Origin of the sequence: Frankia sp. AgKG'84/4 (genome assembly GCF_023242965.2) — a bacterium.
Classification (GTDB): Bacteria; Actinomycetota; Actinomycetes; order Frankiales; family Frankiaceae; genus Frankia.
This window is the reverse complement of sequence record NZ_JALKFU020000092.1, coordinates 1-13,264: the sequence shown is the minus strand read 5'-3', so window position 1 is coordinate 13,264 and position 13,264 is coordinate 1. Positions and strand designations below refer to the sequence as shown.

The following is a 13,264-nucleotide window of genomic DNA, read 5'->3' as shown; positions in this document are numbered from 1 at the left end:
GGCCGGGTCCGGGCCGACGGCGGCGGGGCCGGCCTGACTTTCGGGCACCCAGCGGCCTCCGCGGTCGGCGAACCCGACGGCCCCGGACGGGCCGCCGGTCCACCGACGGAGCGGCGGGCAGGAGGGAGGCTACGCGGACAACCAGGCGCCCACAGCCGAAAAGGCACCCGACGGGCGCAAGCTCACCAACCCGCCCACCGGGGTCAGAGCTTGCGGTAGCGGGCCTCGAAGAACGAGTACACGCCGAACAGCGCCAGGCCGACGGCGCACAGGGTGAGCAGCCACTGGCCGTACGCCTGCGCGGCCACCGTCTTCAGCGTGCCGTCGAGGCCCTTGGCCTCCTTGGCGTCGAACTCGATCGCCGCCCTGGTCACGAACACCCCGGCGAGCCCGAAGACCACGCCACGCACGATGTAGCCGGCCATACCGGCGGGCTTGGCGATCTTCCGGGCGAAGGCACCCATCTCGCCGGTCTTGAGCTTCTCCTCGAACTTCCGCTTCGCCCCCCGGACGATCATGCCGATGCCGATCCCGACCACGACGAGCCCGACCAGGCCCACCAGCGCCCGGCCGGCGTCGTTGCGCATCACCCGGGCCGTCCACGGCGCCGGCTCGCCCGACCCGCCGCCGCCGGACACCAGGAAGCTGATCGTGCTGCCGGCGATCGCAAGGTAGACCACGCCGCGGCCGGCGCAGACCAGCCGTTTGGCGATCCGCTTCTTCTTGTCGCTCTCGTCCTGCTGGCCGACGGCGGCGTCCAGCAGCCGCCAGAGGCCGTACCCGAGGAAACCGGCAACGAGGATGACGAGGACGACCGAGCCGAACGGCTTGTCCTTGATCTCGCCCAACGCGCCAGCCCGGTTCGTCTGGGCGTTGCTCAGTCCGAACGCGACCTGACCGGCGAGCACGCCGATGAGGACGTAGACCAGGCCGCGCCCGGCCAGCCCGATGCGGGCGGTGATGTCGATCAAGCGGCTGTGTCGGGCCGAGTGCGCCGCGTCGTGCGCCCCGTCCGCGGCCTGGCCACCGCCGCGCACCGCCTGCCGCAGTCGGCCGCCGGTCTGCACCGCCACTGGAACCACTCCCTCCCGCGCCACCCGGCCGGGTGGTCAGGCGGGACTGATTCCCCCCTCGGTACTGACAAAACGGACCGCGACGCTCAGCGTGACGGCGCGGCGAGGTACCGCAGGAGCACCACGTCGTCGAGCTGGCGGACCTCGGCGAGATGCAGCGGAGCGCCGGCACCGTGCGGGAAGTGTCCCGGGCCCACGAAGGCCGGGGCGGCCGGATCCCCGACGAAGAACGGCGCGACGACCAGGTGCAGCTCGTCGACGAGCCCGGCGGTGAGAAAGGCCGTGTGCACCGCCGTTCCGCCCTCGACCAGCAGCCGGCGGACACCGCGGTCGGCGAGATCGGCGAGCACCTCGGCGAGGTCCAGGTCCGGTCCCCCGTCCGGCGTCACCCGGTAGACGACGACCTCTCCCGGGCCGGCGAACACCCGCGCGGTGGGAGCGAGCCGGCCGCTCGCGCTCAGCACGACCCTGATCGGGCTCGGCGGCAGGCCGACGGCGACCCGCGCCGCCCGGCGACCGGCGTCGCGCACCGCGAGGCGCGGATCGTCGCGGCGCACCGTCCCCGCGCCGACCAGGATCGCGTCGCAGCTCGCCCGCACCTCGTCGACCCGGTCCAGATCCGCGGGCCCCGAGAGGATCAGCCGGGGCCCGTCGGCGTTGTCGATCCGGCCGTCCAGCGACATCGCGCAGCTGGCGATGACATAGGGGCGCAGGCGGGCCGCCGCCCGAGGGCTCGTCTCCACACGGCGCAGCATCGCACGCGGGTGGAGCGGTGCGCGGGCCCCGCCGGGTGCGGGACTACCGTCATCCCCTGTGCGGATCGCGACGTGGAACATCAACTCTGCGAAGGCCCGGCAGGCCCGGCTGATCGAGTGGCTGGACCGCGCGGAGCCCGACGTGCTGTGCCTGCAGGAGACGAAGCTCTCGGACGAGGCCTTCATCGAGCTGTTCGACGAGGATCTGTTCCGGCGCGGCTACCGGTACGCCCATCACGGCGACGGTCGCTGGAACGGCGTCGCGATCCTGTCCCGGGGCAGCCTCGACGACGTCGTCCGGGGCCTGCCCGCTGGTCCGGGCTTCCCCGAACCCGAACCGCGGGCGGTCGCCGCCACCTGTGACGGTGTCCGGGTGTGGTCGCTGTACGTGCCCAACGGGCGGACCGTGGACGACCCGCACTACACGTACAAGCTGGCCTGGCTCGCCGTGCTGCGCGACGTCGTCGTGGAGGAGAGCGCCCGCGGGCCGCTGATGACGCTCGGGGACTTCAACATCGCCCCGACCGACGCGGACGTGTGGGACGTGGCGCAGTTCGAGGACGCGACGCATGTGACCCCCGCGGAGCGCGACGCGCTCGCCCGGCTCACCGACGCCGGGCTGACCGACGTCCTGCGGGCCCGCTGGCCCGACGACGTCGTCTACACCTACTGGGACTACCGCCAGCTCTGCTTCCCGAAGAACAACGGGATGCGGATCGATCTCACACTGGCGACAGCCGACGTGGCACAGCGGGTCCGCGCGGTGTGGGTCGACCGGGCCGCGCGTAAGGGCACGGGCACCAGTGACCACGCCCCTGTCGTCGTCGACCTCGACACCGCGCCGGACGGCGATGTGGGCCCCATGGTTCCGCCGCCGTCGGCCCGCGGGTCATCCGGGCGCTCCAGCTCCCGTTCCACCGCGACCGGCTCGCCGCGCCGCGGCTGACCCCACGTCCCAGATCTCACGCCGCACGCCCCCACGCCCCCACGCCCCCACGCCGCGCGCCTCCACGCCGCACGCCCGCAGTCCCGGGTCCCGGCCTGGCGCACGCCCCGGGCGTGATGATCGACGCGGCCGGGGGAGATCGGGCGAGGGACACCGCGCGAGCCCGCCGCAGGGGCGCGCGGCGCCGCCCGCGTACCCAGGTCGAGTCGCGCGTGGGCGCACGCCAGAAGCCGGTCGGCCCACGCCCGTACGAATTTGGGCGTACCTGATCCAGCGCCGGGGGTGACCGGTACGAGCCCGAGGCGGAATAGCTGGCGACCGCGGGTAATCATCCGGCCGATTGCCGACGGTCATTACCAGGGGGTAAACAGACACTTCCGTCAGGTTAGGATGGACTCGTTAAAGCGCCTGGCTCCAGCATGGTATAAAGTCCGTCGCTACGCCGGACTGCGTACGGGGGAGGCTGTTCGTGTCCATCCAGCGAACGGTTACGGCGCGTCGAACCTTTCTCCGGCGGTTTCACCCAGGCCGGCCCATTCCCGTCAGGCGCCCACCCGCAGGCACAACCGCCGGCCCGGCCCCGGGTAGGGCCCTCAACCGGGGCACCCAGGGCGGGTTGCCCTCCGGTCGCGCGACCGAATCATCCGACGCCTCGGCGCGAAGCAGCGTCACCGTGGGCCAACTTTCTGGCCGACGGCGCCGGCAGCACAGGACGAAGGAGTGGCATTGAACGACAGCGATCGGCGCGCGCCCCTGGCGGTAGCCGCGCCCGGGAGCGACGCCCGTCTCCCTGCGCTGGACCTCGACGCGCTGCCGGCCTCGGTGGTGGCGCGGTTCCGCGAGGTCGCGGCCCGGTTGCCGGACACCCCCGCGCTGGTGTCCCCCGGTGTGGCGATGACCTTCGCCGAGGCCGACCGGCGCACGGATGACATCGCCGTCGCCATTCTCGGCCGGCTGGACGCGAACGAGTTCGGCCCGGTGGCGACCCTCCTCCCGCACGGTGTCCCCGGCCTGCTCGGCCTGCTCGCCGCGATGAAGACCGGCCGGCCGGTGGTGCCGCTGGACCCGATGGTGCCCGCCGAGCGAATGGCGCAGATCATCCGGCAGGCCGGCTGCGTCGCCCTGCTGACCGACCTCGGCGACGCCTCCGTGGCGCGCTCCACGGTCGGGCTGCGCCCGGTCGGCGCGGCGGGCGCCGACCCGGCGGCGGCCTCGACGGTCGACGCCGCGGCGCTGCTCGGCCTGTTCACCGACGACGGTCCCCGGCTGATGCTGGACCTGGCCGCGGCGGCCAGCGACGGCTCGGAGTGGATCGCGGCGAACGGGTCCGATGCCGTCTGGTGGCCCGAGCCGCGTCTCGACGAGCCCGCCGCCATCGTGTTCACCTCGGGCTCCACCGGCGCGCCCAAGGGCGTCGTCTGGACGCACGGCACGTTCCTCAGCGAGGCCTGCGCCGGCGCCGAGCGCCTCGGTTTCGGGCCCGGCGACCGGCTGGCGCTGGTCCTGCCCTACTCGTTCGCCGCCGGCATCACCGTCGTGGTGTTCGGCCTGCTCAACGGCGCCGGCCTGTACGCCTACGACCCGCGCTCAGCCGGCCTGCGCGGCCTCGCCGACTGGATCATCACGCAGAACCTGACCGCCCTGCTGAGCACGCCGTCGCTGCTGCGGGCGCTGCTCGGCGTGCTCGAGGCCGGCGAGTCACTGCCGGGCCTGCGGATGGTGGCCACCGCCGGCGAGGCCGCCTACGGCCGGGACATCGACGCCCTGCGCACGCACATCGCGGCGGACTGCACGTACGTCAACTGGTCGGGCGCCTCCGAGATCGCCTCCCTGGGGTTCCACGAGATCTCCCCGGGCGCCCCGGTGCCCGAGGGCACGATCCCCGGTGGCCGGCCCGCACCCGGCAAACAGGTGCGCCTGCGCCGGGAGGACGGGTCGTTCGCCGACGTCGGCGAGGCCGGCGCCATCGAGGTGACCTCGGCGTACCTCTCCGCGGGCTACTGGCAGAATCCCGAGCTCACGGCCGAGAAGTTCACCCCGCTGCCGGACGGTCGGGTGACCTGCCGCGTCGGCGATCTGGGCCGGCTCGAACGGGACGGCACCATCGTCCTGCTCGGCCGCCGCGACGCGGCCGTGAAGATCCGCGGTTACCTGGTGGAGCCCAGTGAGGTCGAGGCGGCGCTGCTGCGCTCGCCGGAGATCGCCGAGGCCGTCGTCACCGCCGTGACCAGCGAGGTCACCCCGAACCGCCTGGTCGCCTACATCGTGCCGGCCGTCAACGGCAACACGCTGTCGCCGGCGCGCGTACGCCGGGCGCTGCGCGAGCGCCTACCGGTCTGGATGGTGCCGACGACGATCGTGCCGCTGGCGGCGCTGCCCCGCAACGAGCGCGGCAAGGTCGACCGCGGCGCGCTGCCGCCCCCGCCGGCGCCGCGGATCTCCGCCCGGCCCCGCAGCCAGTGGGAGATCGTCGTCGCGGACATGTGGCTGCGGGTGCTGGACCTCGACGAGGTGTACGTCGGAGACGACTTCATGGAGCTCGGCGGCGACTCGCTGGCCGCGAACGAGCTACTCACCCTCATCACCGAGCGCCTCGGCGTCACCCTGCCGTCCTCGACCCTGGTCGATACCCCCACGCTCGGAGCGTTCGCCCACGCGGTGTCCCTCGCCCAGCAGGCCGGGCCGCGCCATCCCACCGTCGTGCCGCTGCGGACCACCGGAAGCCGCCCGCCGCTGTTCTGTTTCGCCGGCGCGGGCGCGCTCGCCCTGGGGTTCCACTCGCTGGCCCGCCGGCTCGGTGACGACCAGCCCGTCTACGCCTTCCAGGCGCACGGCCTGGAGCGTCGCGGCTTCCCGGACTGGAGCGTCGAGAAGACCGCGCGGCGCCATTTGGAGATCATCCGGATCCTCGCGCCGCGGGGCCCCTATCTGCTGGCCGGGCACTCCCTGGGTGGGCTGATCGCGATGGAGATCGCCCAGCAGCTCTCGGCCGCCGGCGAGGAGGTGGGCCTGCTGTCGATCATGGATACCTACCTGCCGTCCTCCTTGCGGATCGACGGGGACGACGAGGCCACGGCCAGCGGCGCGGGTGGCACGGGCGCGGACGGCGCGCGGCCCGCGGCACAGGACCACACCCGCACCTACCGGTCCCGACTGGCCCGGTTCACCCAACGGCTGATGCCGGAGCAGCGGGCGAACTTCGCCAACATCTCGACCCTGAAGAAGATGGCGCAGATTCCGCTCACCGGCCTCGTGAACTTCGGCGGCCTGGAGCAGTTCGAGGCGTTCTTCAATCACGGCCGGCTGCTGGAACGTTTCTACAAGCCGAGCGCCTGGGCGGGGCGGACGATCGTCTACCGGTCCGCCGAGAACCCGGACCCGGAGGACGCCTGGTCGGCCTACCTGACCGGCCGGCACGAGATCCACTACGTGCCCTGCGAGCATTTCTATCTGCTGCGGGAGCCGCATGTCATCAAGATTTCGGAGCATTTCCGCGCCGAGATCGACCGGGTGATCGCCGAACAGGCCGCCGGCAGCTGAGTCCGCCCCGGCGGCCTTCTTTCGGCGACGGCCTTTCGACAACGACCTTCGATGGCGGCAATGCGGTTCCGTCCGCGCCGGATCTCCCTGCGCGGACGGAACCCGCGGGTCAGCGCTTGTCGGCGGCGTAGGTCACCTGGACGTTGGTGAAGCCGAGCGCCCCGAGCAGGCCGCGCAGCATCGCCGTCGTGTTCTTCTTGCCCAGCTCGGTGACCTGACCGTCGGCCTTCGCGGCGTCGGTCATCTTCGACGACGCCTTCTGGTAGAGCGCCTTGTCGCTGCTGATCCCACCGACCAGGCCGCCGACGCGGTCCAGCACTCCGCGTTGGCGGGCCACCACGTAGCTGTGTTCGAGGTCGACCTGCGGCGTGGACAGGGTGGGGTTCGGCAGCTCGATGGTCACCGAACGGCGATCCGGGGACACCGTGACCGCGTCCGCGTCGAGGTGACCGAAGTCGACCATCGAGTCGACCGTGCCGACGCCGACGAACAGCGTCCGCTCACCCTTGAGCGCCGACGGAATCCACTTGGTGTCCTGTTCGAGGTCGACGACGACCTCGAAATGGGCACCGGCCGCGTGGTACTGGCTGAGATCCTCCAGTGAGCGCAGCACCGCCGGGGAGCTGCGGTCGATCGTGCGCTCCTTGAAGGGGTTGAGGCTCGGGCGCCAGCCCGCGACCAACGCGACGAGGCCGACGACGAGCACGGCGAGCAGGATCGTGGCGATCAGCCGCAGCGGGCGCAGGCGAAACGGCGGCGGGCGCCGAGACCGCGTGGCGCTCTCGGTGGCGGCGCCGGCGGAGCTGGTGGGCCGGTCCGTGCCGGACACGTCGTTCATGGTCAATGATGTACCCGAAATCCCTGTAACCACGCACGTAGTCGGCATCACGACGTGGTGTCGGCACCCTCTTCCAGGCGGTCGGTACGGGCGAGGACGATCGCCGTGCGGTCGTCGCCCTGCTGGCCGGGGGCGTGGCGGCGGACAGCCTCGAAGGCACCGTCGAGCAGCGCCACGGGAGCGCGCCCCGGGTCGCGCAGGATCTCCGCGATCAGCCGGTGCACGCCGAACTGCCGCCCGGCCGCGTCGCGCGCCTCGACGAGCCCGTCGGTGTAGGCGATCAGGACGTCACCCGGCTCGAGGCGCAGCCGGTGGATCCCCCAGGCGTCCGGGGCGGCCAGCAGATTGGACATCAGCGGCCCGGTCGGCCCGAGCCGCACGATCTGCGCTGATGTCGTCGAGGGCTGGGCCGCCCGGGTCTGCGGTGTCCGGCGCAGCAGCAGCCCGTCCGGATGGCCCGCGTTGACGTAGCAGAGCTCACCGGCCCGCGGGTCGACGACCAGGATGATCGCGGTGGCGAACATCTCCTCGGTCTCGCCGAGGTTCTCCACCGCCCACTCGACGGCCGCCGCGGCGGTGGCACCCGTGCTCAGCGCCGCGTCCAGAAGCTGCTTGAGCCGCAACGCGAAGACGCCCGCGGCGGCGCCGTGGCCGGACACGTCCCCGATGACGACGGCGACGCGCCCGTCGGGCAGCTCCACGGCGTCGTACCAGTCCCCCGCGAGCTCCCCCTGGGCCGGGTCGACCCGGCCGTGCAGCATCAGATCCCGGGCGTGCAGCCGCGACGGGGTGAGAGCGTCGCGCAGCGCGACGACCGCCGGGCCCTGCTGCGCGAGCGCCTCCCAGGACCGTTCGTTCTGCCGGACCAGCTGGACGAGCTGGGCGCGCATCGTCTCGACGTCGGCGGCCAGCGCCACGATCTCGGCGGGGCCGACCGACGGGATCCTGGTGTCGTACCGCCCGGCGGCCACCGCGTTGACCGCCCGCTGTAGCGCGCCGATGGGGCGCAGCAGCCAGCGGCGCGAGGTGACGGTGATCGTCACCAGGACCGCGAGGATAACGAACACCGCGCTGCCGAGCGAGCTCAGCAGCAGAACGGCGGCGCTCTCCACCCGGTCCGACGCCGCGGACTGCTCGGTGTTGATCTGCTCGGCGAGCCGGGCGACCTGGCCGCGCAGCGCGTCGAAGTCACGCCGGGCGTTCGCCCGCACGACCCGGGTGGCGCCGGCGACATCGCCGCGGGACATCGCCGCGAGCTCCGGCTCTACCACCTCGCGCCGCCACGTTCCGTAGGCGGTGTGCACCGCGGCGAGCCGCGTGCGCAGTTCGGGGAAGTCGGCCAGGAGGGTGTCGAGGCGGCTGTCGAGGTTGGGGATCGAGCGGTCGGAGGCTTCGAAGGGCGCCAGGAAGCCGACGTCCTTCGTGACGATGTAACCGCGCAGCGCACTTTCCTGGTTGACGAAATCAGCGAGGAGCAGCGCGGTGGTCGTCGCGGCGGGATCCAGATGACGCCCGCGTTCACCCGCCGCATGCTGCGACCGCACCCCGGAGATCACGGCGAGCACCAGCATCGCGATGATCGCGATGCTGGCGAGCAACGTCAGCACCCTGATGCCGCGTCGAAGGCCGGCGGTCTCGCCCACATCGTCGATTGTGGTCCATCCCGCCCGCCTCGCCGAAGGCGGGGACGTCGCCGGACCATCCGCGCGATCGACCGGATGACCTGCGGATCCGACCCGGTGATCCATCGGTCGGCCGCACTCGCCCCGGCGGCGCCGATTCAGGCCGGGCGACAAACGTAGGAAGCCAGCTGAATTCACGTTTCCTCAACGAGGCGTTGTCCCGGAATTCACCCTTTATCTACAGCAACCAGACGGATGGAAAATTGCACGCTTTCGCCGCTCCCTTGCCTGCCGTGCGAGCGGCGCCGGGAAATCCGGGTAGGAAAACCTGGATCCGGAACGCCGCGTCCTCTCCTCATCAGGAACGGCGGCGCACACGCCGTGAGCGCAGTGAGCGCTGACCGGAACGCCTGACCGAGACGAGGCTGGGAGCAGACGACGATGACCTTCGGTTCGCCCACCGGCTCGGCGGGTGCCCACCGGCCGGCCCCACGCGGTGGCGCCAGGCCAGCAGGCCGGACGCCACGCCGCGTCGGCACCGCTCGCACGGACGCGGCGATCTGGACTCGCGGCCTCACGAAAAGCTACGGCTCCCGGCGCGCGGTCGACCACCTCGACCTGCAGGTGCCCCGCGGCGCACTGTCCGGCTTCGTCGGGCCCAACGGTGCCGGAAAGTCCAGCACACTGCGCATGCTGCTCGGCCTCGTCCGCCCCAGCGCGGGCCGTGGCTACGTGCTCGGCCAGCCCATCAGCCGACCCGACCGCTACCTGCACCGGGTCGGAGCGATGATTGAAGGTCCGACCTTCCACCCGGGGCTGTCCGGGCGGCGCAACCTCGAGCAGCTCGCCACGCTGCGCGGCATCGGCGGCTGGCGCCGCGCGCGCCGCCGCGACCGCATCGAGGCGGTGCTCGCGCAGGTCGGCCTGACCGAACGCGGCGACGACCGGTTCAGCTCGTACTCACTCGGCATGAAGCAGCGCCTCGGCATCGCCGCCGCCCTGCTGCCGGACCCGTGTCTGCTGATCCTGGACGAGCCGACGAACGGCCTGGACCCGGCCGGTATCCGGGAGATGCGCGCGCTGCTTGGCCAGCTCGCCGGGACGGGGATGACCGTATTCGTCTCCAGCCACCTGCTCACCGAGGTCGAGCAGATCTGCGACCACCTCGTCATGATCAATGCCGGCCGGATGCTGTTCCAGGGGCACGTCACCGACCTGCTCGCCGCCGAGGATCCGCGCATCGCGCTGGTGCCCGAGCATGACGGCGACGCCCGCCGGCTGGCCGCGCTGCTGCACGACGTCGGCCTGCGGGTCGAGATCGACCTGCGGCCCGGCCCGCGGGACCCCGGCCAACGCCAGGACTACCAGCCCGTCATCACCGTGCACGGGCCGGAGGGCCTGGCCGCCGACCTCAACCGGCTCGCGATGGGTGCCGGCATCGCCCTGCGCTCGCTGCGCTCGCACCGGCCCAACCTGGAGGAGACGTTCCTGCGCGTCACCGGCGAGATCGACGGCGATCTCCTTCGCTCCGACCAGCCCATCACCGTCCCGGACGCCAGCGTCCCACCGCCCGGCACCGGGCTCGATCCCGCTCACAGCCGGGGGGGCGCCACATGATCAACGCATTCCGGGCCGAATGGGTCCCGCTGCTGCGCTCCCGGTTTCTGCTGGGCACGCTCGGCGCGGTGGTCGGCTGCGCCGTCCTCGGCACGATGCTGACCTTCTTCGCCGTCGGCCACACCGACTTCGACGGCGTCCCCGTCACCGCCCGCGGACTGTCCCAGCCCAACGGCCTGATCCAGGGCGCGCAGGCGGTGGGCATCCTGCTCGGCGTGGTCGCGCTGTCCGTGGTCGCCGCCGTCCTGGCCGGGGATCACGGGCACGGAACGTTGCGCAACCAGCTCGTCGCGCAGCCGCACCGGGCCCGGCTGCTTGCCGGCAAGCTGCTCGCGCTGGCGCTGTTCGTCATCCTCGTCGTCGCAGTCGCGACGGTCACCTCGGTGGCGCTGTCCTTCCTGCTCGCGCCGCTCAAGGGGGTCTCGACCGCCGCGTGGACCAGTGCGGCGGGGGCCGCCGCGCTCGGGGCGGGCTTCCTGAACCTCTGCCTCGGCTCACTGGGCTACGCCGCGGTCGGGGTGCTCGCCGCGATCGTGCTGCGCGGCCCGGCCAGCGCGATCGCGGTGGCACTCGCCTATGCCCTGCCGGTGGAGATGCTGATCTCGCGAATCTACCGACCGGCTCGGGGCTGGCTGCCCGTGCAGCTCATGCAGGAGATCTCCAACGGCGGTTCGAGCTACGCCACGCCGTACGCCGAGGCGCTGCTGCGCGGCCTGCTCTACGGCGCGGCGATGGTGCTCATCGCCATGGTCTTCTTCCGCCGCCGCGACATGACCTCCTGACCGCCCGGCGCGGGCGCCAGCCGCTCCGGAGCGGCCGGTGTCCTGGCGATGCGGCAGGCGGGGCGATGCGGCAGGCGGGGCGATGCGGCAGGCGGGGCGATGCGGCGGGGCAGGGCGATGCGGCGGGGCAGGGTCAGTGGCCGAAGACGTCCGAGTCGAGGGCGTCGGCCTCTCCCGCGGCGCCGCGGTCGAGGGCGGAGATCTCCGCGACCTCGGCGGCACTCAGCGTGAAGTCGAAGACGTCGATGTTCTCGGCCAGCCGGGCCGGGCTCGCCGACTTCGGGACGACCACCAGGCCGAGGTCGAGGTGCCAGCGCAGGACCACCTGGGCCGGGGTCCGGCCGTGCCGGGCCGCGATCTCGGTGATCACCGGCTCGTCGAGCAGACCGGTGCCGGCACCCAGCGGGCTCCACGCCTCGGTGACGATGTCGTGCTCGGCGTGGTACGCGCGGGCCGATACCCGGGCGAGGCGCGGATCGAGCTGGATCTGGTTGACGTCCGGCATGACCCCGGTCTCGGCGAGCAGCCGGTCGAGGTGCGCCGGCTTGAAGTTGGACACGCCGATGGCCCGCACCGCACCGGCCTTCAGCAGCTCGATCAGTCCGCGCCAGGCGTCCACGTAGCGGTCCCGTCCGGGATTCGGCCAGTGGATGAGCAGCAGGTCCAGGTAGTCGATCCCCATCCGGCGCACGCTCTGCTCGGCCGCCCGCCGCACCCCGCGGACGCTGTGGGAGTTCTTGTTGAACTTCGTCGTGACGAACAGCTCCTCCCGGGGTAGCCCGGTGGCACGCAGCCCGGCGCCGACACCGCGCTCGTTGCCGTAGTTGTGGGCGGTGTCGATCAGCCGGTAGCCGAGGCCGACCGCCCGCTCGAGCACCGGCTGGACCCCCTCGTCGTCGAGGGGCCAGGTGCCCAGACCGAGCCGGGGCATCCGGGCGCCATGGGCGAGAGCGACGGTCGGAACGGGCGAAGGCGGCACGGTGGGCAGACCTTTCTGTCACGATGGAAGAACGTCGCGTTCACTGGAGACGTGGCGGGCGCCATCTAAGCCGGGCCGTCTGAGCCGGGCCATCTGAGCCGGGCCATCTGAGCCGGGCCGGCCCGGAAGACGCCGTGGCCCAACGAGCCGTCGGCCGGCGACGCCGCGGCCCGACGAGGATGACGCGGGAGACCCGGCGAGCGCCGTCGGCCGCGTGGGGAGCAGACTGCCAGCATGAGTGCCGCCAGGGATGCCGGAGACGACAAACTCGCCGTAACGCTGCCCGCGGACTCCGCGGAGAACATCCGCTCCGCCGCGGAGGGCGAGGGTCTGTCCCTCGAGGACTTCGCCTCGGAGGCGATGAAGCGGTACGCCCGCGAGGTGCTCGCCGACCGGCGCCTGTTCCTCGTCCCGGACACGGACTGGAGCGCGCTCGAGGCGCTGCTCGAGTCCCCGCCCGCCGATGCTCCCCGGCTGCGCCGCCTGCTCGACGACGAGCCGGGCGCCGAGTAGTCCGCCACCAGACCGCCTCCCGACCCGCGCAGCTTCCCGGCCCGCGCCACCGTGCGCCCGTCCGTGCGGCCCCGCCGAGAAGGATGTCACGCAGTGCCCCTGACCAGACCCAGCGCCCTGACCGACGTCCCGGACCGGGCCACCTTCACCAGCGGTGACGAGTCCCTGGACGCCTGGCTGCGCCACCACGCTCTCGACCACCAGCAGGAACGGACGACGAACACCTTCGTGGTCCTCGACGGTGACCGTGTCGCAGGTTACTACTGCCTGGCGACGGCGGCGGTGGAGCGCATAGCGGGCTCCCGCCGGCGGTCGCGGCGGCCGACCGAGCCGGTCCCGGCGATGTTCGTCGGCAGGCTCGCCGTCGACCTGCGCCACCAGGGTCGCGGCGTCGGCGCGTCCCTGGTCCGGGACGCCGTGATGCGGGCGCTGACGGTGCACCGCATGGTCGGACTGCCCCTGCTGCTCGCCCACTCGTCGCGCCCGGACGGACGGGCGTTCTACCGCCACTTCGGTTTCCGCGCCGTGCGGTTCGATCCCCACCTGCAGGCCCTGCCCCTGCGCGCGGCGGCCGGCGGCTGATCGGCGCCGGTCCGGCC

11 protein-coding genes are annotated in these 13,264 nt (G+C 72.7%); 6 read left to right on the top strand and 5 right to left on the bottom strand.

The features are described from left to right. Positions 1–203: 203 nt before the first annotated feature. Complete coding sequence (locus MXD58_RS08810; RefSeq protein WP_374615844.1) at positions 204–1,073, bottom strand: DUF1206 domain-containing protein; 870 nt, start codon at positions 1,071–1,073, stop codon at positions 204–206. An 86-nt stretch (positions 1,074–1,159) separates the two neighbouring features. Further along, positions 1,160–1,828, bottom strand: coding sequence for a RibD family protein (locus MXD58_RS08805; RefSeq protein ID WP_374615842.1), 669 nt, complete (start codon positions 1,826–1,828; stop codon positions 1,160–1,162). Between the two features lie 58 nt (positions 1,829–1,886). On the opposite strand from MXD58_RS08805, the gene MXD58_RS08800 reads away from it, so the two are divergent. Beyond that, positions 1,887–2,774 (top strand): exodeoxyribonuclease III, encoded by an 888-nt coding sequence (locus tag MXD58_RS08800; protein WP_248838904.1) that lies wholly within the window; start codon positions 1,887–1,889, stop codon positions 2,772–2,774. Between the two features lie 720 nt (positions 2,775–3,494). Then, a complete protein-coding gene (locus MXD58_RS08795) occupies positions 3,495–6,314 on the top strand; it encodes a non-ribosomal peptide synthetase (RefSeq protein ID WP_248838905.1) in 2,820 nt (939 codons plus the stop codon). Between the two features lie 109 nt (positions 6,315–6,423). Here MXD58_RS08795 and MXD58_RS08790 read toward each other — a convergent pair whose 3' ends face one another. Both MXD58_RS08790 and MXD58_RS08785 read right to left on the bottom strand, forming a co-directional pair. Beyond that, positions 6,424–7,152 (bottom strand): DUF4230 domain-containing protein, encoded by a 729-nt coding sequence (locus MXD58_RS08790; protein WP_248838906.1) that lies wholly within the window; start codon positions 7,150–7,152, stop codon positions 6,424–6,426. Positions 7,153–7,199: 47 nt separating this feature from the next. Further along, positions 7,200–8,759: a PP2C family protein-serine/threonine phosphatase gene (locus MXD58_RS08785; protein WP_250609183.1), complete on the bottom strand. Its 1,560-nt coding sequence runs from the start codon at positions 8,757–8,759 to the stop codon at positions 7,200–7,202. Between the two features lie 456 nt (positions 8,760–9,215). On the opposite strand from MXD58_RS08785, the gene MXD58_RS08780 reads away from it, so the two are divergent. Together MXD58_RS08780 and MXD58_RS08775 are read left to right on the top strand one after the other, a co-directional pair. After that, positions 9,216–10,391, top strand: a complete 1,176-nt coding sequence (locus MXD58_RS08780; protein ID WP_248838908.1) for an ABC transporter ATP-binding protein — start codon at positions 9,216–9,218, stop codon at positions 10,389–10,391. Beyond that, on the top strand, positions 10,388–11,173 hold the full coding sequence (locus MXD58_RS08775) for a DUF2705 family protein (RefSeq protein ID WP_248838909.1): 786 nt from the start codon (positions 10,388–10,390) through the stop codon (positions 11,171–11,173). Before MXD58_RS08780 ends, MXD58_RS08775 begins: the two co-directional genes overlap by 4 nt. Positions 11,174–11,306: 133 nt before the next feature. On the opposite strand, the gene MXD58_RS08770 is transcribed toward MXD58_RS08775, so the two are convergent. After that, positions 11,307–12,152 (bottom strand): aldo/keto reductase, encoded by an 846-nt coding sequence (locus tag MXD58_RS08770; RefSeq protein ID WP_248838910.1) that lies wholly within the window; start codon positions 12,150–12,152, stop codon positions 11,307–11,309. Positions 12,153–12,386: 234 nt separating this feature from the next. On the opposite strand from MXD58_RS08770, the gene MXD58_RS08765 reads away from it, so the two are divergent. Both MXD58_RS08765 and MXD58_RS08760 read left to right on the top strand, forming a co-directional pair. Then, positions 12,387–12,665 (top strand): type II toxin-antitoxin system TacA family antitoxin, encoded by a 279-nt coding sequence (locus MXD58_RS08765; protein ID WP_248838911.1) that lies wholly within the window; start codon positions 12,387–12,389, stop codon positions 12,663–12,665. Between the two features lie 93 nt (positions 12,666–12,758). Then, positions 12,759–13,247, top strand: a complete 489-nt coding sequence (locus MXD58_RS08760) for a GNAT family N-acetyltransferase (protein ID WP_248838912.1) — start codon at positions 12,759–12,761, stop codon at positions 13,245–13,247. Positions 13,248–13,264 lie beyond the last annotated feature (17 nt).